Annotated in this window: 26 protein-coding genes; 1 reads left to right on the forward strand and 25 read right to left on the reverse strand. The window is 44.1% G+C overall.

The genetic code is table 11. From position 1 onward, the window contains the following. Positions 1-33: 33 nt before the first annotated feature. The 7 genes from PP178_RS05100 to PP178_RS05130 all read right to left on the reverse strand — a co-directional run bounded on the left by PP178_RS05100 (position 34) and on the right by PP178_RS05130 (position 7377). Positions 34-888, reverse strand: a complete 855-nt coding sequence (locus tag PP178_RS05100; protein ID WP_272593227.1) for a ChaN family lipoprotein — start codon at positions 886-888, stop codon at positions 34-36. Further along, complete coding sequence (locus tag PP178_RS05105) at positions 881-1735, reverse strand: peptidylprolyl isomerase (protein ID WP_272593228.1); 855 nt, start codon at positions 1733-1735, stop codon at positions 881-883. The genes PP178_RS05100 and PP178_RS05105 overlap by 8 nt, the downstream gene beginning before the upstream one ends. A gap of 132 nt (positions 1736-1867) precedes the next feature. After that, the gene (locus PP178_RS05110; RefSeq protein WP_272593229.1) at positions 1868-3097 is read right to left on the reverse strand and encodes a S8 family peptidase; all 1230 of its coding nucleotides are present in this window, start codon (positions 3095-3097) and stop codon (positions 1868-1870) included. A 471-nt stretch (positions 3098-3568) separates the two neighbouring features. Further along, complete coding sequence (locus PP178_RS05115; RefSeq protein WP_272593230.1) at positions 3569-4390, reverse strand: alpha/beta hydrolase; 822 nt, start codon at positions 4388-4390, stop codon at positions 3569-3571. A 111-nt stretch (positions 4391-4501) separates the two neighbouring features. Further along, the gene (locus PP178_RS05120; RefSeq protein WP_272593231.1) at positions 4502-4882 is read right to left on the reverse strand and encodes a hypothetical protein; all 381 of its coding nucleotides are present in this window, start codon (positions 4880-4882) and stop codon (positions 4502-4504) included. 112 nt (positions 4883-4994) lie between these two features. After that, complete coding sequence (locus tag PP178_RS05125) at positions 4995-6017, reverse strand: bestrophin family protein (protein WP_272593232.1); 1023 nt, start codon at positions 6015-6017, stop codon at positions 4995-4997. A gap of 166 nt (positions 6018-6183) precedes the next feature. Next, positions 6184-7377, reverse strand: coding sequence for an MFS transporter (locus tag PP178_RS05130; protein WP_272593620.1), 1194 nt, complete (start codon positions 7375-7377; stop codon positions 6184-6186). 193 nt (positions 7378-7570) lie between these two features. Between PP178_RS05130 and PP178_RS05135 the strand changes: the two genes are divergently transcribed. Next, positions 7571-10027 (forward strand): family 16 glycosylhydrolase, encoded by a 2457-nt coding sequence (locus PP178_RS05135; RefSeq protein WP_272593233.1) that lies wholly within the window; start codon positions 7571-7573, stop codon positions 10025-10027. 124 nt (positions 10028-10151) lie between these two features. On the opposite strand, the gene PP178_RS05140 is transcribed toward PP178_RS05135, so the two are convergent. The 18 genes from PP178_RS05140 to PP178_RS05225 form a co-directional block, all read right to left on the reverse strand. Continuing rightward, the gene (locus PP178_RS05140) at positions 10152-10556 is read right to left on the reverse strand and encodes an SRPBCC domain-containing protein (RefSeq protein ID WP_272593234.1); all 405 of its coding nucleotides are present in this window, start codon (positions 10554-10556) and stop codon (positions 10152-10154) included. A 147-nt stretch (positions 10557-10703) separates the two neighbouring features. Continuing rightward, complete coding sequence (locus PP178_RS05145; RefSeq protein ID WP_272593235.1) at positions 10704-11192, reverse strand: (4Fe-4S)-binding protein; 489 nt, start codon at positions 11190-11192, stop codon at positions 10704-10706. A gap of 12 nt (positions 11193-11204) precedes the next feature. Beyond that, positions 11205-11582, reverse strand: a complete 378-nt coding sequence (locus tag PP178_RS05150) for a hypothetical protein (RefSeq protein ID WP_272593236.1) — start codon at positions 11580-11582, stop codon at positions 11205-11207. 64 nt (positions 11583-11646) lie between these two features. Beyond that, a complete protein-coding gene (locus PP178_RS05155; protein WP_272593237.1) occupies positions 11647-12057 on the reverse strand; it encodes a lipocalin family protein in 411 nt (136 codons plus the stop codon). Positions 12058-12469: 412 nt separating this feature from the next. Then, positions 12470-12907 (reverse strand): hypothetical protein, encoded by a 438-nt coding sequence (locus tag PP178_RS05160; RefSeq protein WP_272593238.1) that lies wholly within the window; start codon positions 12905-12907, stop codon positions 12470-12472. A 152-nt stretch (positions 12908-13059) separates the two neighbouring features. Further along, positions 13060-13794, reverse strand: coding sequence for a carbon-nitrogen hydrolase family protein (locus tag PP178_RS05165; RefSeq protein ID WP_272593239.1), 735 nt, complete (start codon positions 13792-13794; stop codon positions 13060-13062). 30 nt (positions 13795-13824) lie between these two features. Further along, positions 13825-14043 carry a hypothetical protein gene (locus PP178_RS05170; protein ID WP_272593240.1) on the reverse strand — a complete coding sequence of 73 codons (219 nt, stop codon included), beginning with the start codon at positions 14041-14043 and terminating at the stop codon, positions 13825-13827. Then, a complete protein-coding gene (locus PP178_RS05175; RefSeq protein ID WP_272593241.1) occupies positions 14040-14294 on the reverse strand; it encodes a hypothetical protein in 255 nt (84 codons plus the stop codon). The genes PP178_RS05170 and PP178_RS05175 overlap by 4 nt, the downstream gene beginning before the upstream one ends. A 73-nt stretch (positions 14295-14367) precedes the next feature. Further along, positions 14368-14550 carry a hypothetical protein gene (locus tag PP178_RS05180; protein WP_272593242.1) on the reverse strand — a complete coding sequence of 61 codons (183 nt, stop codon included), beginning with the start codon at positions 14548-14550 and terminating at the stop codon, positions 14368-14370. A gap of 139 nt (positions 14551-14689) precedes the next feature. Then, positions 14690-15307, reverse strand: a complete 618-nt coding sequence (locus PP178_RS05185) for a 2OG-Fe(II) oxygenase (RefSeq protein WP_272593243.1) — start codon at positions 15305-15307, stop codon at positions 14690-14692. Positions 15308-15706: 399 nt separating this feature from the next. Further along, entirely contained in the window at positions 15707-16702 is a 996-nt protein-coding gene (locus PP178_RS05190; RefSeq protein WP_272593244.1) for an NADP-dependent oxidoreductase, read from the reverse strand. Between the two features lie 23 nt (positions 16703-16725). Then, complete coding sequence (locus PP178_RS05195; protein ID WP_272593245.1) at positions 16726-18357, reverse strand: hypothetical protein; 1632 nt, start codon at positions 18355-18357, stop codon at positions 16726-16728. Positions 18358-18429: 72 nt separating this feature from the next. Further along, positions 18430-18897, reverse strand: coding sequence for a DUF1572 family protein (locus PP178_RS05200; protein ID WP_272593246.1), 468 nt, complete (start codon positions 18895-18897; stop codon positions 18430-18432). A gap of 77 nt (positions 18898-18974) precedes the next feature. Further along, a complete protein-coding gene (locus tag PP178_RS05205; RefSeq protein WP_272593247.1) occupies positions 18975-19355 on the reverse strand; it encodes a putative quinol monooxygenase in 381 nt (126 codons plus the stop codon). 91 nt (positions 19356-19446) lie between these two features. Continuing rightward, the gene (locus PP178_RS05210; RefSeq protein WP_272593248.1) at positions 19447-19806 is read right to left on the reverse strand and encodes a hypothetical protein; all 360 of its coding nucleotides are present in this window, start codon (positions 19804-19806) and stop codon (positions 19447-19449) included. Beyond that, a complete protein-coding gene (locus tag PP178_RS05215; RefSeq protein WP_272593249.1) occupies positions 19803-20780 on the reverse strand; it encodes an NAD(P)-dependent alcohol dehydrogenase in 978 nt (325 codons plus the stop codon). Before PP178_RS05215 ends, PP178_RS05210 begins: the two co-directional genes overlap by 4 nt. A gap of 14 nt (positions 20781-20794) precedes the next feature. Next, entirely contained in the window at positions 20795-21520 is a 726-nt protein-coding gene (locus PP178_RS05220; RefSeq protein WP_272593250.1) for an ankyrin repeat domain-containing protein, read from the reverse strand. A gap of 6 nt (positions 21521-21526) precedes the next feature. Continuing rightward, positions 21527-22732: a serine hydrolase domain-containing protein gene (locus PP178_RS05225; protein ID WP_272593251.1), complete on the reverse strand. Its 1206-nt coding sequence runs from the start codon at positions 22730-22732 to the stop codon at positions 21527-21529. Positions 22733-22830 lie beyond the last annotated feature (98 nt).

Genomic DNA, 22830 nt, shown 5'->3' on the forward strand with positions numbered 1-22830 from the left:
AGTTAACTTCATGGTCACTTCTAAGTTACGGAATTAGTAGGTGGTGGTCATATCGCTGTCCACGCATAAAATAAAGTCGGCCCTCCCTTTGTATTCTTTTTCCAGCATCCGGAGATCGTCCTGGGAGACTGTAGCGATGGTAGCGTATTTTAATTTCGGACGCATCTGTTTTAAGTACCAGAGGATACCCTGGTAATCGTCTGAATGGAAAGAACCGTTAAAGTGTAGAAACAAGTAACCCTCTTTATAATTCTCCAGGATGGAGTGTGCCATAGTGGCGTCCTTGATAGCCTGCGCCATAACCAATTCCGGACTTCCGTGATCTCCCATCATCTGAAGTATCTCCTGGTATTTTGTCAGGGAAGGATCAAAGGGGATAGGCAGGGGTGCAATCCATTTTTTCTCTATGGGAGACAAGGTGTCCAGCGCAGCGAACCCGGCCCTGTAGACCATGCTTGCATATCTCCTTGGAATGTTGGTGCCGATAAAAGGCAGCTTATTTTCCCTAGCAAAATTGACCAAGGGTGCGTAATCTGTTTTATAATTGGACCAAAGCCTGGCAAGGCTGTCCAGACCTTTTTGATCTATGCGCCCGTCTAAGTAGGCATTCAAAGCCTGCTGATTGTCTGTTTCTATCATTTCTGCTCCGAGCAGCAGGGGATTAGAATTGTGCAGTTGTTTTGCCAGCTCTAATTGCAGCCAATGGGCAATAGGATTGTCGTGCAGTTCTCCGAAAAGGATGATATCTTTTTCTTCAAGGTTTTTGCTCATTTTCCTGAAAGTCGTCTTTTTCCCTTTTGAGGTAAAAAGCTGGTAGGCTCGGTCCTGTGAAAAAACAAAGTGAGCGAGCAGGCAGAGCGATATGGTAAATACAATGGTCCTACTCATCTGCCGCAGTATACTCTTTACGATCTATGAATCGCACTTCTTTGATGCGTACATCATCCAAAGGTCTGTCCTTAGGGTTTGTTTCCACCGCGGCGATATGGTCTACGACCTCCATCCCGCTGACGACTTCTCCAAAAACGGAGTAACTTTGGTCTAAATGTGCGGCACCTCCTTCAGTGGTGTACATATCCCATTGGTCCTCAGGAATGGAATACCGCTTCATGGAGTCTTTAGTAATAAGTGCCAGGGAATCCAGTTTCACGATAACTTTTGCTAATTGTTCGGGAGAAGTCTTATCCGCCTCGAGTCCTGCCCAGGTATCGGATAATTCTTTATTTGCAGGATTATTAACGACCTGGTTAAATGCGAGGCGACTGTTAATTCTATCTTCTGCAATTTTAAGCAAACTGTCATTATAGACCTGGCCCTGTACAATATAGAACTGGGTAGAGCTCGAGGCCCTTGAAGGTGAATTGTTACGCGCCATTCCAAGCGCCCCCCTTTTGTGAAAGATATCCGGGTGAAATTCTGCCGGGACGGTATAAGGTAGATCTACTTCACCCAATGAATCATTAGCGGCTGCATTTTTACTTTCCGGGTCTCCTGCCTGTATGACAAAATTTTCGATGACCCGGTGAAAAAGAATGCTGTCATAGAAATCATCATTAACCAGCTTAATAAAGTTGTCGCGGTGTAGCGAGGTTTCATCATAAAGCCGGAGGATAATAGATCCTTGCGTTGTTACTATTTCAATATCTTTTGCAATGGGCTCCTCGGGCTGCTTATTTTCTTTGCAGCTTATGGCCAGGAATAAACAAAGTACAATGTGCAGGAGTAGGGTACGCATGGAAGGTTTAGTTTAGACATCTAAAATAACCATAAAGTTAAAACATCGGGCTTTCTAAAACTTTTAAGATGTTTTGTCTAACAAGAAAAGCCACCTATTCAGGTGGCTCTTAAATTGATTTTAAATTGAGGATTACTGCACGTGTGCAATAGGGTCCGGGTTTCCATCGGGATCGTTATTAACATATCCACTGGTAGCCACATTGCCCCAAAGTAAAATTCCACATACATGCGGGGAAGCCATTGAGGTGCCATTGATGGTATTATAGCCACCACCTTTCCAGGTAGACTTAATAGCTACACCTGGGGCGCAATTATCTACATCAGGGCCAAAATTTGAAAAATATGCAAAATCATCATTGCTATCCATGGCTGATACGGTATAGATGTTGTTTCCATTAGCTCGGGCAGGTGAGTGATTGTCTGCATCATCGGACTCATTACCTGCGGCAAGGGCAAATTTCACGGATGAAGAGGCCGCGATAACGGCGTTATCCAAAGCCTCAGATACAGGACCACCAAGACTCATATTTGCCACATCGCCCGGTTGTCCGTTAGCCTTGACGAAATCTACACCTTGAATAACACCGGAATATGAGCCGCTTCCCCTGCTATCGAGGACCTTTACTGGAACCACAGTTGCACCGGCGGCAACCCCAATTACACCTACCCCGTTATCAATAGCGGCTACGGTTCCTGCCACATGTGTGCCGTGCCCGTTGCCATCATCTAGGCTTTTACTGTCTTTACCGGTGGTAAAGGCATTAAAACCACGGTCAGTATTAACGTTCAGATCTTCATGATCCAGGTCTATCCCGGTATCGAGGATGTAGGCCACCTCTTCACCTGTGTAGGTAGCTCCGCCTCCTACACGTGTAATCCCGTATGGAACTTCCTGAGCTCCGCCTCCTCCATCATTTCCTCCGGGACCTTTCCCCGGTGGAGGGGCCAGTACAACAAGGTAGTCCTGCTCAATGGATTTTACCCGGTTGTCCTTCTTTAATGTTTCAAGTTGTGACTTGTTAAGGACTGCTGAAAAGCCTTCTACAGCAAAGGCATAGACCGACTTCATTTGCTCTGAAGTAATTCCTGTGTGATTAAATTTGCTTAGAATTTCATCCTTGCTCGTTGCCGTTGCTTTGGAATATTCCTGGGCACCTTTCGCCGCTGATGGCTTGCTGAGGGTGCCTTCTTTAAAGGTCACCACATACTGACCGGGGATGACCTGGTAGTTTTGCCGGACCAATACTGCATTCTGCTCCTGCAGGTCATCTAATACCCTGTCCCCAGAATTTTCACAGGACGTAAATAATGCCAACAGGGCACAGGCTGCCAGTTGGGGGAATGTGTTTTTGAACTTCATAAATTAAAGATTTAGTTATTGGTTATTATGTTCATCGATCAGAATGAACCGCCATGAATATATAATAAAATCCCTAAATGTTAAAACGAAAACGTTATAGTGTTAAAATAAATTGGAATGAAGGAATAATTTTGACCGCTCATGGTACCCGAAAAGCCAGAATAGATTTTATATCCTGTATAAGTAGAGTGTAAGCTGGCCATTTATCATGATAGGTGCTGATCATGAACAGGAGACCATCAAGATCACTGAAGAATTTATGTGTTTTGAAATCGATGAATATAGTTCCGGGTACTATTCGCGGCAATTATTCACGTTGTGGGTAAAACTCGACTGATCTTCACAGGCCGGGAAGGTGTGTGCTGGGATTGTTTTCTGCAGGGCCACCATAGGCCACTGCCAGCGTCCAGTTCCCGACGATGTGCGGCATGCTGCATATGTAGTGCACATGGTAATTACAGGAGCGCTCTTCTAGTGTTCTTCAAACAGCCATTTAACTGCTATCCCGAAATATCGGCCCCAGAAGTGCTCGTTATGTTCTCCTTCCGGATCAATCTCGAGGACGAGGTTTTCATCCGGATGCCCCGATTCCAGGAGCAGTTCGTACATCTTCACAGCGCCCTCAACCATATCATCTTCCTTTTCGCCTACCAGCATAAATATCTTGCTATCTTCAGGGAAGGGATCATCCTCTGTCAGCTCGTATATTCGTTCACCGAACCAGTAGGAAGGTGAAAATAAGCCCGCTTTTCCAAACCTGTCGTGGTATTGCAGGATAGCGTAATGCGAAATGAGTCCACCGAGGGAACTCCCCATGATCCCCGTGTGCTCGCGATCGGGTATTGTCCTGTATATACTGTCTATCTGTGGTTTCACATAATCCGCGATGAACTCCACATACTCTTCCCCTTTTCCTAAGCCGTACTGCGGGTGTTCAAAGGGATTCATCTCGTGGATACGTTCCTGTCCACCATTATCTATCCCCACCACGATCAGGCGAAATCCCGTTTCCAGGGCGAGGGAATCAAGTATCTCATCCACGCGCCATTCGCCGGCATAGGCCGTACGCTCATCAAACAAATTCTGTGCATCTTGCATGTAAAGAACAGGGTATCGATCTTCAGAGCTTTCGTATCCAGGGGGCAGATAAACCCTTAATTGCCTGCTGCGCTCTAAACCGGGAATCTCCAAGACGGGCCCTTCTGCTACGGCCCCATGTTTGGAAGTGGTCCTGCTGTAAGGTGCTTTACAACTCGCCAGGGCCAGGAAAAGTATTAGTAGTATTCTATACATATTCAATTTTAATCATATAGATTAAATATAGATGAAGCTGTTGATACAGAGGCGCTCAAATGCTATAGATTCATGCGCAAAAACAGACCTTCTGATGCGTAGCTCGGGGTGCTACTCTTTTTCCTGTACCCAAGACTTGGCATCGGTAATATTATCGAAAATCCGGAATTCCCAATTGGTATCCAGTTTCCTTGATATTTCTATATATTTCTGGATCTTGCGGTATATTTCTTCCTTGCGGATGACAAAGGCTAACTTGATTTTTTCGACCACCCTGCTGGCACCCACATCATTGGCAGAGGTCTCTACGATATCCATTTCGGGCCATTCCAGGATATCTGTATCTGTCGTGTTGACAATCTGGTATCGGGCATGCTTACTTCTCAAGTCCCTGAAGAACTCTGAATTGGATTCAGAAATATCCTTGGAAGTTACGTGGCCAAAGTACTCCCAGATGATTCCATCGGGTTCCCACTTGGTTCTATAAGGCATCTTTTAATTTTATTTTGAAATTGGTCTGGATTGGGAATCCTAAAATAGAGAGAATTGGGGAATTTTCCTGCAATTAGAGCACTTAATAATACCTGTCCGGTTTTTTTCTTTATCAATAAAGGATATTGTCTTTAGGTTCAATTTTCGCCGGCAGATCCTTTTCATCCAGCATATCCCGGAGATCGATCTCTATCGTCCTGCAAAGCGAGGTCATGGGCACATCGTTGGTGCTGCCTTCAAACGGATCCTCGCTGATGTCTCCTATCATCTCCATAGTAGTAAAGATCCACATGATCAGGACTGTGAACGGGATCATCTGCAGGAATAGGAATTCGGTCTGATCACTGGCGTTGATCTCTTCACTGACGTGCGTTTCAAAAATATTCAATAACCCAAGGGGGACGAGTAAGACGAAGAGCCAGGTGAATACTTTTGTGAAATAAGCGTATTGCCGGGGGAAGGGGGTATTCTTAATGCGTTCACACATACCCTGCAAATTGTAAAGTTCTTCGAGCACTGTCATTAACTGATGTTCCTGGAAACCATCTATATATTCATTTTTCCGGAGTTCCGCCACAATTAATGATTGGTTCTTGATAATATGGGTAGCGGGATTGACTCGTTGTTTTAATTCCTCGTATTCACTTTGGCTTACAAAATTAAAAGCTTCATTAGAAACCATATTTCGCTCTCCGTGAACGTCTAGTAATGACTCAACCAGTGTGCCATGTTCCGGAGTCCACGGACGTTTCTGACGGAGTTGTACTCGTAAAGCATTTACCCATGCTATATGGCGGTGAACCAATTGTCGTTTCATTTCCCGGGTTTGTTCGTTATCACCAGTGTCTACGAAACTGAGCACTTTTATCGCCCAGGTCCTGCTGTAATTGACAATACCGCCCCAGATCTTGCGGCCTTCCCAGAAACGGTCATAGCTTTGGCTATTTTTAAAACCCAGGTAGAAGGCAACGGCGATACCGATTATGGTAAGCGGCTCAAATGGGATATCGATAAAATACCACCCCAGGTAATGGTACACGTAAAAAATACCCAGGGAATACAGCACAAACAGCACCATATTTTTCCAGGCGTATCGCAGTATAAGCTTCCAGCTTATATTTCTTTTTATATACATTTCTAAAGGTGTCCCGGGTATTGATGTTATTTTTTGAGCGGTTCCCGGAACATAGCGAAAGTATCACAGAAACAGGGAGGTAGGGTGTTCCCGGAACGGAAAAAAGTAGTTGTAATAGATAAAATATTGGTCTTCAGCATGCGAGTTTACACCCCTATATAGGATATTACTTCTGTCCCCTGTTTCTATCGGGAAGTGCCATTCCTCGGAGAGCCCATAACCCGAGTATGGGGCCGGGCAGAAGGATCAGGAAGAGGAAGGTAAGATCAGTAAGGGATAATAACAAGGTCAGCAATTGGATGCTTATTATAGTGATGGAAAAACCAATGCAGTTGACCAGGGTAAGGGCAGAGCCTTTGATATGGGGATCAGTATTGTGGGCCACCATGGTAGAAAACAGGGGAGAGTCAGCTACCACAACCATTCCCCAGAAAAGCAGGAACAAGAGCAAAATAAAAGACGATCCCTGTAAGAAGAACAGGGGCGACAACAGGCAACAAAGTCCGGAAAGTCCCAAGGAGATGAATGCAACCCTGGCCTCACCCCATTTCACAGAAAGATAGCCGCCCGCAATACACGCAAGGCTGCCAATACCGATAATGAGAAAGGACCACATTGAAATGTTTGGAAGAGCTTCCCCATGCCATCGGGAATATTGATGCAGCAGCAATGGGGTAAAGGTCCAGAATGCATATAGTTCCCACATATGACCAAAATAGCCAAAGGCTGCCGCCCGGAAATCCGCATTCCCAAAGACCTTAAAAGCAGCAGCCAGGTCCATATTCTTTCCGGGTTTCCGGTTAGGACCGTCAGGGACAAGCAAGACCATAGATATACCTCCGGCTATGGCCAGGGCACTAACCACCAGGATAACGTATTCCCACTGGTATCCGGTAGGGAAACTCTGGAGCAGGTGAGGGAAGGCTGTGCCCAGGACAAGGGCTCCTACCAGGTATCCTAATGATTTCCCCAGGCCTTGCTTATAGTAATCTGCAGCGATCTTCATGCCTACAGGATAGATACCGGCCAGGAAAAATCCTGTAGCGGCCCGTAAAATAATCAGGCTGACTAAATCATTTCCGTCCCATAAAATACCGAGATTGCAAAGAGCCCCAGCGACAGCACTCCACAGAAAGACTTTAGAGGGGGAAACCCGATCGGCTATCGTAAAAAGTGCAAAGATAAGGGTGCCGGAGATAAAGCCGAATTGCACTGCAGAAGTGAGGTGCCCAAGAGCTCCAAGGTTGAGATCAAATACACGGATGAGGTCGGCCATTACCCCGTTCCCTGCAAACCATAAGGAGGTACAGCAGAATTGAGCTAAAACAATAATTAGTAGTACCTGATTTCTTCCCGGCATGCTGATAACGACATCAAAAAAATAAAGATACGTTTTCCCGGTGAAGTGAGTGATGGTTGGGAAATCAGGCAATTTTAATTTTTATAAAGTCAAAATTCGTCTCTTTGTTGTGGTTTTGTATAGGTGTCATTTATGTGACTTTGTGAATTTATGATATATTTTAGTAGGGATATAATAACCTAAACCTCCTAAAATGAAAAATCCTTTAATTTTTTTAAGAATTCATATTGGATTGTGCCTAATGCTTTCCCTGGGAAGTCAACTAGGAATAGCGCAGTGTCCTAGCATTGTTTGGCAAGACGAATTTAGTGGGAATACTCTGGACACCTCTAAATGGAATTACCAAATTGGGGATGGCTGTGCAGAAGGGATCTGCGGATGGGGAAATAATGAATTACAATCCTACCAGGAAGCCAATGTAGCCGTAAGTAATGGCACTTTAAAAATAACAGCCCAGAAAGAAAGGATCCGGGGGTCTCAATACACCTCTGGGCGAATAAACTCTAAAGGCAAAGGTGACTTCACTTATGGTCGCTTTGAAGCTTCAATTAAATTGCCGGCAGGAGATGGGCTTTGGCCGGCCTTTTGGATGCTCTCAACTAATGAACCTTACGGTGGCTGGCCGCAAAGCGGAGAGATAGATATAATGGAATTTGTAGCATCTACCCCAGATGAAATTTTGGGTTATATACATTACGGCGACCCCTATCCTAATAACCAATCCCAGGGAAATAAATACACCCTGAGTAATGGGGTCTTTACCGATAATTTTCACGAATTCGCTATTGAATGGGAACCGGGTGAGATTCGTTGGTTTTTGGATGGGATATTGTATTCTGTTAAAAGAACGGAAGACCTTAGTCCATATACCTGGCCTTTTGACCACGACTTTCACTTTTTGTTGAACGTAGCAGTAGGAGGTAACCTGGGAGGTCCCGTTAATAATGCGATGCTGCCGGCAACTATGGAAGTAGATTATGTTAGGGTATATGATGGATTTAAGCCATATCTCAATGGACCCGCCGTAGTTTCTAATCAAGCCTCTTCAGTAGGATATTCAGTAGAAAACATTGCTAATAATGTCAATATTACATGGTCAGTTCCGACTGGCGCATCGATAGTAAGCGGACAAGGGACATCTTCTATTGTTGTTGATTTCGGAGCCCAAAGTGGTCCTGTATCCGCTACATTCAATGACGGTTGTTCAGCACAGGCTTTGACCATAGACGTAGAGGTTGAACCTCCATATGTATACACCTATTCCTTTGAAAACTTTGATGATACTTCATCAGCGATCTACGCATCTTCTACCGGCACACTTACAGAAGTCGGCAATCCAGGTCCTGATGCAGTCAATATGAGCGCTCTTAGCGGAAAATATGATCGGAATGGAGGAGAACAGTATGATATCCTTGTGTACAATATCAGTAGTATAAGCAATGCCACATCGTATACAAATAAGGATAAAAAATTCTTTATGGATGTTTTTACGACTGCCCCGGCAGGAACAGAAGTGCTTATACAATTAGAGACTTCAACGGCTACAGCTACCAATTATCCCAGTGGCCGACACAGTCGTTATGTTGCAAGCATTACCACCAACAACCGTTGGGAACGTCTGGAATTTACCTTATTGGACCGCCCGGATCCCAGTGCATCAGAAACGGGGATTGAACATTTAATTTTATTATTTAATTCTAATAGTTTTACAAATGACACCTATTATTTTGATAACCTGGATAGCTATGATGCAGATACCGGAAGTACAGCTAACCAAGCGCCATCGGTCAATATCACAGCTCCCTCGGATGGTTCTACCTTCAGTGAAGGGACTGCGATAACTATTACTGCTGACGCTTCGGACTCGGATGGTTCTATAGACCAGGTAGAATTTTTTGCAGATGGAGCCAGTGTAGGGATTGACTTTACGGAGCCTTATTCTGTAAATTGGCAAGTTGCTCCTGGTGCTACCGGTATAACTGCAGTGGCTAGTGATAATGAAGGGGCTAATACCACATCCTCAGTGATTACGGTTAACGGGCAGGCCGGGGGAGAAGCTGTCAGCACTCATGTCGGAGCTCTAACTACGGGTACAGCCAGTGCAGGAAAAGGCCAGAAATACGGTACAGCCACTATAACGGTAAATGATAACCTGGGTAATCCTGTAAATAATGCTACTGTTTCGGGCACATTTTCCGGAACATTTTCAGAGGTGGCCAGTGCCGTAACCGGGAGCGATGGTGTAGTAGTCTTACAAACGACCGGGAGCGCTAAAGGTACGCTTACCGTCAACTTTTGTGTCGATAGTATTTCACATGCCTCCTTAACCTATCAAGAATCAGACAATACTATCACCTGCAGTGGTACAAGTGCAAAAGGCTTCTTAAGTGTTACTGGCATTGATAGTAATCCTGGGAATTTTAGCATTTATCCGAATCCAACGGCGGAGCTATTACGATTTTCCGGGTATCATGTTAACGAGAGATTGCAACTGGAAGTTTATGATCTTATAGGGAGATTGGTTTACAGTAAAAATATAGATGGGATCATGGGACAATTAGACGTATCCGCCCTGACCAAAGGGCTTTATATTCTGCATGTGAAGAAGGGTCTAGAGAAAATGCAGACCTTCAGTTTTTATAAACAGTAAATTATAGGGCGGGTTCAAAATCCGGATCCATCCTATAAAACATATCCAGAGAACTCTTATACTTGTTATAGGAAGATTCAGTAGACTAAATAATTCGTTGCTTCTGACGAATGCAGACCGCAAATTACTCCCCGGTACCCTGAGTTGTAAAATACCGTTTCATGGGATCTAGGTAGTGATCAATCCACCCTTGCTTATAATGAGTTTCTCCTTCAGGGACATTCCTGTGGATCAGTACCATCCTGCAACCCCCTACAACATCGTAGAATCTGACGATCAGTTCGGAATCGGGATCCTCATCTTTAAAATCTGAAGTTCTCCAACTTTGTATGATCTCTTTATAAGGCTTCAGTGATTTGTTAGCACCCCGGATATATCCGTCCCATGCGGTGAATTCGCCCCGGTTTTCATCGCTACATTCAGCTTTACCACCGGTCATGGCCGTATGCGATTCACTATTGAGCCAGGATTCGTAAAGTTCTTTAGGACTCACTGCAAAAATCTCTTCGAATTGAAAACGCTCTTTCATTTATAGGGGTAGACTAAAGTGTTGGCATATGTACTACAAGGAAGTATTCACAAAGCTTCGATGATATTGAAGGTAGTGAAAATTCGATTTTTTTTGCGAATATTGGAATGATAAAACGCAATGATTTTTACGGTGTAAAAATATGTCCTAGGATCCTTCGAATGAAATAGAATTGTGGGTACCATCACAGAAAGGTTTATTGGCGGATTTACCACATCGACAAAACGCAGTGGGCCGTTTTTTAAATTCGCTCTGCCCGTCCGCACTTTCCAAAGTGAAACCACCTTTTACCAACATGGGGCCGTTAGGCTTTATACTTACTGTCACCTGTTCCCGCGCTGCGGAATTTCCGGACTCCTTCTCTCCCTTCACATACCAACTAAGAGCCCCCGAAGGGCATAATTCGATCTGGGCTTTTAACTCCTCCGTATTGGCGTTGCCTGCTTTGATCCATGGCTTCTCGTCCGGGTTATAAACTTCCGGTAGCGCATTGACACATTCCCCGGCATGAATACAAAGTTTGGGCTTCCACACAACGGTCAGTTCACCGTTGCTGTATTCTTTTACAATCTCCTTTTCCATGATGGCCATATTAATAAACCATTGCAGGGCTGCTATGGCTTGATTAGCATCCAATTAAGATACAGTTTATTTCGCACTAAACCTGATCAAGGCTCCACCCGTTTCAGGGGAATCGGACAGTATAAGAGTGTTCCCTTCAAAATAGTAGTCAAACACAAGGGTCTTTATTTTTACAGTTTTAGAAGTGGTGGTGTATTCGTAGGTGTCACTGAACTTTAATGGCAACTGGGAGTACTGATCTATTTCTGTATTGACATCTACAATAAGAATTTCATCGTTACCAAAGGTCCAGGTGATATCTCCCTCCTGGTAGGTCTCTGCTGCAGCCTGGCAACATTGGAAGGATTTTAAGTACCAACTGCCTTGCAGTTCAGGATTGCTTTCATCCTTAGAACAGCCGGATAGTAACCCTATAAAAACCAAAGCCACAAATAGATTACGCATAGTTCAGTCGTTGCTGCGCACTAAGATAAAAGAAAAGTGGTTTTTCTCCTAGGCCCTCTTCAAATTAGCTAATCTTCTCATACTTTTCACCACAGGGCTCAATACAGGGTAGGTGAATGATCAGCTTATTTCCCTCGAAAGAATAGGTTGGCATGGATCCGGTATAAGCACAGCCATCCGGAACCAGCTTGCTGGTTCCAGGGTCGTAAGTTCCAGAAAATCCTTCCCCCGATTCCCTGCTGCCGTCGCAAAAAGAGACATTTGTCACGAAGGTGCCGTCTTCAAAGAACTCGATCGTCTTATTACTTCTTACCGGTTCATATTCTCCACTTCCGTCACCGGGATCGGCCAGGACCGCCCGCAATTGCCAGGTACCTATGATATCACTTGAGCTATAAATTCCATCATCCGATCCTTTACAAGAGAGGAGTAAACAGATTAATAGTAATGGAAAGAGTATATAACCTTTCTTCATCGAAGTCGTTTTAAATAATTCAATTCAAATTTGAGAAAATATTTTATAGTAGATGCGTGCCAGGGCAACAGGTTGCGTAAAAAATAATTAGACTACCAGCTAAAACACAGCTAATCTCTAAGATGGAATTTATTCTTTGAAACAAATGTGATTTTCTCTTAGCAGGCCTGGAAACTTTCCTCGTCCAATAAGCGATAAATAAACTCCCGATTACACCTGGTGCAAACCAAACCTAGAGCCCGGGGGAGAGATTTATTTACGACCACAAAAGCAGACACTGCTGCCATTGCTTCCCGAGTTTAGAAGGGTTGCAGAAGATCCTCAGATCACGTCTGGCAAAGAAGAGGCGAGCAACACCAAAGATTGTGAGGATGACATAAGAAGCCTAAAATAATTGGGGATTCAACTGTGTTTACTCCAGGCAGCTTACCTGCGTTAATACTGCCGAAAGCCCCAGCGAAGGATCTCCACCTTCAACAATTGCTTTACCCTCTTTGAATACAACATTGAGTTCCGCGGTGTCGTAGCTTCCTTCCTGCATAAAGAAATAGGTCAGGATCATACCCGAATCTTTTTTTGTCCCCCTAAGTATGCCCCGACGCCCATCTTTTTCAGAAGGCAGCCAATTATAAGACCCTACCACACTATCCCCGATTACAGTCAGGCTCATTCTCAGATCATCCTTGCGGGAGCTTTCAGCGGGCTGTGCCGGGACAAATCGAAAACAGTAGTTGGCTTCGTGAATTGCCGGTGGAATTGTTACTTCTTGCATTTCCGGTTTCTCCTTACAGGCCGAATAGCCGGCCAGGAGGCCTGTGACCAGAATCCATAAAAATTTTCGGTATCTCAAGATCGAGTTGTGGTTAGTTATTATCTACCTAAGATATTCAATTAACTATTATGACAGGTCGCTGAATAGGATCGCTCGTAATGAAAACTATTACTTCGTTTGTATTTGACGAACTTTAGAGATTCCTGGGTAAAGTATAATAAAGCAAGTCTTTAAACATTAAAATAATGAGCATTACAGGATCGGTCTACCGTATTAAATACCATCATGCCTGCATCAGTTTGATTTAATAAGCCTAAGATGTGACCGCCCGAGTCCCATACCGCTGTATTCCCCATACATTGTGTGCCGTTGGCAGCACCCACACTATTCGCCATCCCGGTAATGATGTTATATTTCCGAGCTATCTGGGCCAGATGGGTTGTGGCTGTTGCCAGGCCTTTGGGGGCTTTTGCCACACTAGTGAGGTAGAATGCCGGATTATACTGCATTTGTTCTTGCAGCTGTTCGTCTACAGAAAGTTCATAGCAGATAGCAAGCCCAAATTGTATCCCGTTCACTATAATGCCCGGGAGATTGGGACCACTGCTAAAATAAGGCTCTTCATCCGGGTGCAGGTATTGTTTGTGATGTGCAATGACCGGAAGGCCGGGGCGAAAGAATAATAAACTGATACAGATTCCTTCCGGACTTCGCAAGGGTAAACCGACCCCAAGAGTGACATGGTGTTCATCACTGAATTCCTGTAACCTTTGTAGGCGGAGGTCATCTTTTTCTAACGCCAGCTCCGCAGCTAAAGTGGGTTCGTAACCGGTCAGGGAAAGCTCGGGGAATAAAAGAAGTTCCACCCCAAGATCAGCGCATTGTTTGGCATACTTAAGATGGTCTGCAATGTTGGCATTAAGGTCTGCCGTAAATGGGTGGTTTTGTATAAGACTGATCTTCATAAGACCTTATTAAGGTATTAAAAATCAGTTTTATAAATATTTTTCTACACGAGTTTTTTTAGGCCTGCCAAATAAATAATAGAGTAACACCCCGAAAATATTTATTGTAATGATGAGGACAACCCACATTAATTGCAGATGCCACTTGAGGGGGCCGCCAATGATCTCAATAAGTGCAATTAACGGAACAACGATAAGTACCACCATTAGGAGAATCGGGAAGATGGCCGAGGAGAGGATATAGATCATAGCCCATGTTTTTTAAGACGGTTTTTTCTTAGCAATCGAATTCCGAAAAAGAGTAGCAAAGCCAGGACAGACAGGTGCATCACCCAATAGACTATCCTGCCTAGCAGATAACCCGTGTCATAGGCCTCTGATTGTTCAGAAAGGCCAAAGAGGTTGGTGAGATCGGAAAGAAAAACGGAGAATTGACCCAGGAAGGCAAGCATCAGCACTAAGGAAAAGATTAGTAATAATATGCCGAGTACTTTTTTCATATTATAAATATAGAAAAAAATCTCATATGTTGTTAACCTAAGGTGGTGGGTAATGTTCTAATGGGTAATATGATCAATCTTTTTTCTGTTCACGTATCCGTGAAATTACTTTCGCGGCATATAAAAACAGGCATAATGCAAATATGATCCCGATCCAGTAGATTTCTTTGTAGAAGTAATAAAGGGTGCCTATGAGCCCAAAAATGGTCCAGAGAATATCGGTAAACAGGTTTCCTTTCAGGATTTTATCGAACATGCCCAAAGATACAATAATATTAATTTTAGTACCTCGATTACAGGGCAACAGTTATCCGGAATCAGTCATGAATAAAGGACAAATCAGAATGCTCAGGGGACTAAGCCGGATTGTTATTTTTTAGAGAAGGATTGTATGACTATAATTTTTTCAACCAACCGGCTATGCTGAGCCTGGCCCTGCCGGGTGCAACATGTACCTCGTGTTCTGTTTCATCGCTCTTAAAGAATACTACTCTTCCGGCAACAGGCGCCAGCCTTGTGTCCGTGTTTTCCAGGTAAAGGCTGATCTCGCCCCCATCGGTTTCCTGCCAATTATCATTGAGATAGATCACGAAAGAGAATTGCCTTCCTTTATCACTACGAAAGCGATCCAGGTGCCGTTTGTAAAAACTGCCGGGAGCATAGTAGGCATAATGGAATTCGTAACCGTTAATGCCCGTATAGCAAGTGCTGTTCAGGTGGTTGACAAAACGGTCTAATTTCTCAAAAAACAACTGTTCCTGCTCATCAGCGTTCCCTTCATCCAACCATCGAATCACATCCCCACGGATCTCGGCATTTTTCTTGTAATCGAAGTTCTTTCCGATCCCTGCAGGGTGCATCTCACCGGATTCATGCAGCTTTAAAAGCTTATTTCGAAGCCCATTGATCACAGCTGGTTCAAGGAAGTGCTCACAGGTGCCGAAGCCCTGCTCCATAAAACCATTGATGAGGTTTTCAAATTGTTCCAATTCCGGAGGCACAGTGTTGTTCATTTAGACATTTCAAAGAAGGACGGTAAGTTCTTTGACCTTGCGAAAATACATTAAAATCCAATGTGACATTCTGATAATTTTGAGCAGGAGAAATATTGTACTTAATTGAATTATAAGGTCTTGCGGAATAGTGCGGTAGAAGGTTGTCTATCAATTCAGAGCTTTGGTCATTTTAATATACAACCTTGGGGCATGCCCCCTTCCCGTCACTAAAATATTAGTCTTTACTGCAAAAAGCTTGCAGTGTTGAAAATTATTTTCACTACAAGAACGGATGATTATTAGATTGTTCAGGGCGTAAAATCCTCCGATTGACCTGGCCCGTATCTAAAGCTAATACGACGGCTCCGGGCATAAAGCAGTACTGCTATATTCATAGACCATAAATCATAAGTCGTATTATACTTTAACGACCATCTTCCCCTTATTCTTACCGGAGAACAGGTCGATAAAAGCCTGGGGGATATTTTCGAATCCTTCTACAACGGTCTCTTCATAGGTCAACTTTCCCTCTTTTAACCAGCCCCCAAGTGCATTGATGGCTTCAGGGAAATGTTCGGCATAGTTAGAGACGATAAACCCCTGCATCAGGGCACTGTTCTTGATCAAAAAGGGTTGCACGCTGATGCTTTTGGGTAACGAGGTTTCATTATATATGGCTATGGCCCCGCAGATGACCATTCGCGCAAACTTGTTGATATGGAATAGGACGGCATCGGAGATATCGCCCCCTACATTATCAAAATAGACATCTATCCCATTGGGGCAGGCATTCCCAAGGGCTTCGCGCATATCCTTAGTCGTCTTGTAGTTAATACCGACATCAAAACCAAAATCCTTTTTCAGTAATTCTATCTTCTCATCGGTGCCTGCAATTCCTACTACTCTAAGTCCCATGATTTTACCGATCTGCCCAACGACACTACCTACGGCTCCTGCAGCTCCGGATACTACCAGGGTTTCTCCCTCTTTTGGCTTACCTATTTTGGTGAGCCCCAGGTAGGCGGTTAGTCCCGTTAATCCTAATATTCCTAGGTAGGCAGAAAGCGGAGCCGTGTTCGGGTTTACTTTCTGAAGGTTGTCCCCGTTGCTTATGATCTCCTTCTTCCAGGGGAGTCTTGCCGTGACATACTCGCCAGTTTTAAAGTTCTCGTTCCTGGATTCTAAAACTTCTGCTACAATTCCCGAATCTATAGGTTCACCTATCTGGAATGGAGGTATGTAGGATTTAGTATCATTCATCCTTCCCCTCAGGTAGGGGTCTACCGAAACATATTTTGTTTTAAGATGAATTTGTCCTTCCTCGAGTTCCGGGATTTTTTCTTCTATGAATTCAAAGTTTGAAGATACCGGCACTCCTTCTGGCCTGCTCTTTAAAAGGATTGTATTGCTCATAATTCAGAATCTTATCTTGTAATTTACGGTTTTATTGTTTCTTTTATCCCCCCAAGGAGACTCCCGGTCAGTTGGTTGACGGTCCCGCTCCATGGTTTTATATCAAAACGCATAGGGACCGTCTTGAGGTTGTTCCCTACGGGATTATTCTGACGGATCAGGATGTTGGCGACAAACGTATTGAACCACTTATTTCCATTGCCATCCTTTTCCAGCATTTTTAATTTAATCTCATCATAGCGCATAGCCATACTTCCCTCACAGGTCTGGCCGTTGCAGTAAGAATTGAATTCGATCCCATTTCCCTGGCCCTGGGTAAAGCGGACGTTGGTAAGGGGTTCAAAAACAGGGTTGAAGCTTTCATATTTAAAAGGTCCGATATTACCCCGGAATTTGAAGCCGGTGTATTCTTTATAAGGAAATTCGAACCAGATGTCAAAGTTGGCAATATTCTGAAAAACACCCGTTGTTTCGATTTCCAGCGGATCGGTTGAGCGATCATTAAAATAGGGAGACCTGAGTTGGGTCGCCTTCAGGCCGATGTCGTTGATATGGATTCTCAGGAAATCACTGTCTGTATCAATAAATTCGCGATAGGTCAATTTCCCCTGTTCAACCTTCAGCAAGGGAATATAAAGTGGAAGGGCAGAGGCGATAAGCGCCTGTTGTGGAAGTTGAGGTTGCTTCAGGGTATCTTTCGGCATCTTATGATCCTTATAGATCTGCAGTAGGGCGGAATCTATCTTAACACTGTCTGCCATGAATAATCCGCGGTGTAATAGCTCATCGAACCTAAAGCCATAGGCCTTCAGCGTGGACAATTTACCTTTGTATACATCTTTTCCTAACCTGTAGGAAGAGGCCAGTTCAAAGGTATTTGTCGTAGGTTCAATACCCAAACCCTTAATACGAAGAAGCTGTTTTTTCTTATCAAAATCCAGGGTATCGTAGGATAAGGTGTAGTTCGCCTTATCAAATCCTATCTGCTGTTTGATCATCCTGATGTTAAGGCCCGAAGTATTGAGTTTCATCAGTTTCTTTTTGCTTTTTTCAGGCTCCAGAATCAATCCATTGACAGCAAGAGATCTTCCCCGGTAATGTTGTAAGGTATCTGAGGTACTATAATTGAGGATGCGGAAAGAGGCACGGTCAATGTTGATAGTGCCAAAATTGATTTCCTGTACACCGAGAAACGCAATGGAATCCCAGACAGGGTGAGGTACCAGGTCGCCTTGCTGTTCCTGTTTCTGTTTTTCGGTACGTTGGTGCAGGCTCAGGTCCAAGCCGGAAACCGTAAATCCTTTGGTTTGGAATTTTTTCCGTATCAGGATATTGTACAGGTTGAAGCCATTTAAAGACAGGCTGTCCAGGTTGAGTCTCAGTAATTGGGTGGGATTTACTTTTCCTTGTTCATAGGCCTTGAGGTCCGCACTGTCCTGGTGAACACGCAGCTGGTTTATCCGCATATTACCCCTGTAAACGTTGACGTCCAGGCCTTGCATTTTCCAATAAAGGTCGTGCTTTGTTTTCAGCTTATCCAATTCGGTCTCCACGGCGTTACGCACAAAATGGGTGATGATGAAGTTGGCGCTGAGCATTAAAACGGCTATCAGCCCTAGAAGGACTAACAACCCTGTTTTCCATTTTTTAAACATTCGGAGAAGGTAAGGATAAAGCCAGGGCAAGCTTAATCTGATACCGTAAATAACGAACGGCATAGAGGAGAATCATGAGGCTCGCAACACTTTTTTTATCAATACAATTTGACCCAAATGGTAATAGGTGTGTTCCGTGATCCCGGTGAGATTCCGGTAGTAATCGCCATATTTATCTTCTACGAAGGTCTGTTGAATTTTTTCATCGTCTAAACCGGCAATAGCATCTGAAAATGCCTGGCCTTCTTTCCATATTTCTTGAAGGAAAGATTCCCATTCTTCCTCATTTTTAATAGGCGGAAGATTAAAGCTAAATTTATCATGCGCATCCAGTTTTCCTCCTTGAAGAACCTGGAGAGTTGCTTTTACAAAGTAATGGATATGGAAGACCAGCATGGCAATAGTATTCAGATCACCGATTCTTGTGTTGGCTTCTTCCCAGCTCACGTCAGACAGTTGTTCTTGTAAATTCACATCCGTCCAGTTACCGCCAAAGTAGGCCTGCCTGAAATGTTCCGAAATTTGCCTGCCAATTTTCACGTGTTTCCAATTTGAGGTTTCCTGTTGATGCAGCATTGATCGGTCCCCGTACGGGGTTGAGGAATAACCTCCGGGAATTATTCAATAAGCTGGTTGATCTTCCAGTACGAGATCTGTGGAGGACCGACTAAGAATTCATTAGCTTTTTCCCGGAATTGCTTTAAATGCTCGGTCTGCATGTGTTGATTCTTGTAATAGGCTGCATCTGCCCATTCTTCGTAGAGCATGATATTGGAGTTGTCTTCCGGGTCTACAAGGAGAGTAACGGAAACAAAATGTTCTTCTTTTTTTACCTTATCAAGCAATTCTTCCAGGGCCACAAGCGCATCTACATTCTTGTTGGGTTGTGTTTTATAGGTCACTGTGACCATCAAGTGATTTTTGCGTTCCTCGAGGTTATTACACGCACTTAGAAAGGTCAGTATTATAAACGATAGTGAAAAAATGATCTGCTTCATAAAATGATATTTATCTACGTTTAAAGATAGTATATTTTCTAGCATTGGTCAGGAGCCCAGATGGCATATGCGTATAGTCAGAAGCCGTGCATCAGGTGTTGGATGCCAGCTGTCTATCTTCCCGGATTTCCCCGATATGGTAATAAGCTACGATCTCATTGATAAGATCATTTTCCATGTAGTACCATTCACTAACTTCCAATTCAAAGTCGCCCTGCACTGCATAGTAACGCACCACTGCTTTGCTCTTTTCATATATCGCATCCCGGATATGGAAATGGTAACCCAGAAATTTATCCTTATTCTTCATCACGATGTCCAGGTAGGTGTTTTTACCCTCCATAATGCCAAATGGGCTAGTGTGACGGAAATCGTCAGATAACGGCAAGTCCAGGAATTCACCTGCTGTCCATTTACTGAACCATAACTTTACTAATTCTTCAGTTTTCATAAATCATCAATTTTTACGGTGATTACAATTTTACCCTTATGCTCACCCTTTCCGAAACAATGTATAGCATCAGTAGCTTCTTCTAGTTTAAACGGTCCATGGATTACAGGGCGGATTTTTCCCGAAGCGTAGAGGTCTAGGATTTGATCTAAACCTTTATTAGGGTTCAGAAAAAGCAGATGGTATCTTTTACGGGTAATAAGCCGGTATAGAGGATTTAATATTAGTCCCACCAATATTTTAAATAGTGACCCCCCAACGGTGATATATTTACCTCCGCTTTTCAAGGATCTGAGGTATCGCCAGGGGTAGCGGTTCGTTTTAGGGTCAAGGATCAGGTCGTAATTGTTGGCAATACGGGTAAAGTCTTTTTCTTTATAATCAAATACTGCATCAAATCCCAACTGCCGCATCATCACCAACTTCGCTTTACTGTCTACTCCCGTGATCTTTATTTTGTGTGGTTTGAGCAGTTGCACGGCAAAGCTGCCGAAGCCACCACCTGCACCGTTTACAAGCACTGTTTGCCCATCCGTGAATTCGCCATGTATTTGAATAGCCTGGTAGGCAAGGAGTCCTGCATGGGGCAAACAAGCAGCATCTTCAAAACTGACTTCAGCGGGTTTTTTCCTGAGTGCCCGTTCATCAATACTGATAAATTCGGCATAGCTGCCGGAGCCATATTGGGAAATATCTCCGAGCACTTCATCACCTACTTCAAAATCACTGGCTTCCGGGCCCAGGGAAACGACGGTGCCGGAAAGTTCCATCCCCAGACGGATCTTGGGTTTCAGCAGGCCATAAATAAGGCGATAAAGAATAGGTTTTCCCCTCATAATGCACCATTCATAATCATTCACTGTAGTACAATGAATCTTTACCAGGACCTCTCTTTTTTTCGGTACGGGAATGGGGATATCTGTGTATTCTAAGTTTTCTCCGTTTCCATATTTATTGATCTGGACTGCTTTCATAGCCTTTTCCTAATTTATTCTGGCAGGTAAGCTCCAAAAAGGTTCCAATCCATTCCGTTTCCCCAGCCTTGACCGTGGTCACTGGTATTCCGCAAATGGCCCTTGCCGATCTTATGATCTCCATAACTCAGCATCGAGAGAATTTTCCCGGGCCGAAGATGTTCTGATGCCCAACTCAAAGCTGAATTCCCATGTGCATCTTTGATCGTTCTATCCGCACCGTTATGCAAAAGGAAATTTATGATGTTTTCGTCCGCATAGGCGGCTGCTCTGTGCAGCGGAGTTTCTCCTTTGACTCTGACATCCCGCATAAAGGCCGAAGTTCCTACTCCTGCTTTGGTTTTGGCATTGACATTGGCTCCTTTTTCTACCAATAATTGAACCGTATATAAATAATAAGGCCGGCCAGCTTTGCACAATGCACAGTGGAGTGGAGTTTCTAGTGTTCCGGGAATCTTATAATTTACATCGGCCCCTTGGTTAATCAGGAAATCGCAGACTTTCCAATGACCGAAAAAGGCTGCGTTCCCGAGTTCTTCATCCAAGCTTATACTTTCCAGGGTACCCCCGTTTTGCAGGACTGCCCTGAGGGCCGTGGTATCGTTATAATAGACCAGCCACTGCAGTGGTTTAACCCGGCCCTGCTGAAGAATCTCTGTCCACCCGGGAATAGAGAACAACCGGATAATAAAATCGGTTCTTCCTCTACTAATGGATTCTATGATCGCCTGGCTGTTCACAACAGTTTATTTTGAGGTGTATATTAATTCTGAAAAGCGATGAAATATATCGGTAGTCTTTTGGTGGTTAAAAGGTATGTGCTGGGTATAAAGGCTAGCAGCGATGCCTTTTTTGAAATCAATAAAAAAGAAGGTGTTGTAATATCCACCCCAGGCCACTGTGCCTTTGCTTCGACCATAGGGTTCAGGAGAATTGTCTATCATAAATGCCAATCCCCATTTGGAATCTGTATCCATCAGTCCACTAAAATTACAACAACTGCCAGGGGCAGAAAATCGTTTCCCCGGATTGAGTGATATCTCACCGACCTGGTTTTTAAGCATCTCGTTTACGGTGTCCTCCTTCAGTATCCTGCCTCCGGGGAATTCACCTTTATTAAGAAGGCAGTACAGGAGTTTGGTGTAATCATTGGGAGTAGAGAACAGACCTCCGCCACCGCTGAAAGTCTCGGTGACCTTAGCGGGAACCCGGGCATCAATTTCGACCAGGGATTGTTCACCGTCTTCTCCCCGGTGCCCCCTGGACACAATTAGGTGATGTAATGACTCTGGGACGTTATAAAAAGTCCGATTCATCTGCAGGGGCCCGGTGATATGCTTTTTAAAATAGATATCTAATGATTGACCACTGACTTTTTCGACCAACTTGCCGACCCAATCGGTACTGGTACCGTATAAAAATTGAGTGCCACTTTCAAACATCCTGGGTTTATCATCATAAGGCCAGTTATCTTCTCGAAATAAAGTAGGGTCCACGGTATACCCGAAGTAACCAAAGCCCGCGGTATGGGTAAGTAAATGTCTAAGGGTGATGGGCTTTTCCGCGGGAATAAGGGAGTCCCCCTGGAGGATTGGAATGGAGGCCATTTCAGGCATTAATTCGGAAAGATCACCATCGAGCTCCAGGAGATTTCTCTCAACCAATTGCATGGCTGCAATGCTGGTCAGTAATTTGGTCATGGAGGCAATCCTGAAAAGATGGTCGGCCGTCACCGGGATTTCCTTGTCCCAGATGGCTTTGCCTTTTTCATATACTACCCGCTCACCCGCTTTATCCACGGCTATGGCTACCACCGCCGGCAGGTCTGATTGATTAAACGCCACGTCCATATGGGCGTATATATTTTCCGGCTCCATAGGAACAAGAGTGGCCTGTGCACTAGCAAGACAGGGCCGCGATAGTAGCAGCAAGAGGATAACTATTGGATTCATTGCCCATACTTTATTGAAACAGCTTCTAAAGCAGGCTAATAATGCCTCGGGGGCTCTTATAAATATAGTGAAATAAGCGATTCGCCTACGAAGTTATC

This window comes from Zeaxanthinibacter sp. PT1 (assembly GCF_028464225.1).
Lineage (GTDB): Bacteria > Bacteroidota > Bacteroidia > Flavobacteriales > Flavobacteriaceae > Zeaxanthinibacter.

Bases quoted from the DNA above. Each gene is read 5' to 3' on its own strand.
- PP178_RS05185 (WP_272593243.1), bottom strand. From the start codon at position 15,307: ATGAACAACACTGTGCCTCCGGAATTGGAACAATTTGAAAACCTCATC.
- PP178_RS05205 (WP_272593247.1), bottom strand. From the start codon at position 19,355: ATGAAGCAGATCATTTTTTCACTATCGTTTATAATACTGACCTTTCTA.
- PP178_RS05190 (WP_272593244.1), bottom strand. From the start codon at position 16,702: ATGAGCAATACAATCCTTTTAAAGAGCAGGCCAGAAGGAGTGCCGGTA.
- PP178_RS05110 (WP_272593229.1), bottom strand. From the start codon at position 3,097: ATGAAGTTCAAAAACACATTCCCCCAACTGGCAGCCTGTGCCCTGTTG.
- PP178_RS05125 (WP_272593232.1), bottom strand. From the start codon at position 6,017: ATGTATATAAAAAGAAATATAAGCTGGAAGCTTATACTGCGATACGCC.
- PP178_RS05170 (WP_272593240.1), bottom strand. From the start codon at position 14,043: ATGATCTATATCCTCTCCTCGGCCATCTTCCCGATTCTCCTAATGGTG.
- PP178_RS05155 (WP_272593237.1), bottom strand. From the start codon at position 12,057: ATGAAGAAAGGTTATATACTCTTTCCATTACTATTAATCTGTTTACTC.
- PP178_RS05100 (WP_272593227.1), bottom strand. From the start codon at position 888: ATGAGTAGGACCATTGTATTTACCATATCGCTCTGCCTGCTCGCTCAC.
- PP178_RS05215 (WP_272593249.1), bottom strand. From the start codon at position 20,780: ATGAAAGCAGTCCAGATCAATAAATATGGAAACGGAGAAAACTTAGAA.
- PP178_RS05105 (WP_272593228.1), bottom strand. From the start codon at position 1,735: ATGCGTACCCTACTCCTGCACATTGTACTTTGTTTATTCCTGGCCATA.
- PP178_RS05195 (WP_272593245.1), bottom strand. From the start codon at position 18,357: ATGTTTAAAAAATGGAAAACAGGGTTGTTAGTCCTTCTAGGGCTGATA.
- PP178_RS05130 (WP_272593620.1), bottom strand. From the start codon at position 7,377: ATGCCGGGAAGAAATCAGGTACTACTAATTATTGTTTTAGCTCAATTC.
- PP178_RS05165 (WP_272593239.1), bottom strand. From the start codon at position 13,794: ATGAAGATCAGTCTTATACAAAACCACCCATTTACGGCAGACCTTAAT.
- PP178_RS05135 (WP_272593233.1), top strand. From the start codon at position 7,571: ATGAAAAATCCTTTAATTTTTTTAAGAATTCATATTGGATTGTGCCTA.
- PP178_RS05140 (WP_272593234.1), bottom strand. From the start codon at position 10,556: ATGAAAGAGCGTTTTCAATTCGAAGAGATTTTTGCAGTGAGTCCTAAA.
- PP178_RS05210 (WP_272593248.1), bottom strand. From the start codon at position 19,806: ATGAAAACTGAAGAATTAGTAAAGTTATGGTTCAGTAAATGGACAGCA.
- PP178_RS05225 (WP_272593251.1), bottom strand. From the start codon at position 22,732: ATGAATCCAATAGTTATCCTCTTGCTGCTACTATCGCGGCCCTGTCTT.
- PP178_RS05120 (WP_272593231.1), bottom strand. From the start codon at position 4,882: ATGCCTTATAGAACCAAGTGGGAACCCGATGGAATCATCTGGGAGTAC.
- PP178_RS05180 (WP_272593242.1), bottom strand. From the start codon at position 14,550: ATGTTCGATAAAATCCTGAAAGGAAACCTGTTTACCGATATTCTCTGG.
- PP178_RS05150 (WP_272593236.1), bottom strand. From the start codon at position 11,582: ATGCGTAATCTATTTGTGGCTTTGGTTTTTATAGGGTTACTATCCGGC.
- PP178_RS05175 (WP_272593241.1), bottom strand. From the start codon at position 14,294: ATGAAAAAAGTACTCGGCATATTATTACTAATCTTTTCCTTAGTGCTG.
- PP178_RS05115 (WP_272593230.1), bottom strand. From the start codon at position 4,390: ATGTATAGAATACTACTAATACTTTTCCTGGCCCTGGCGAGTTGTAAA.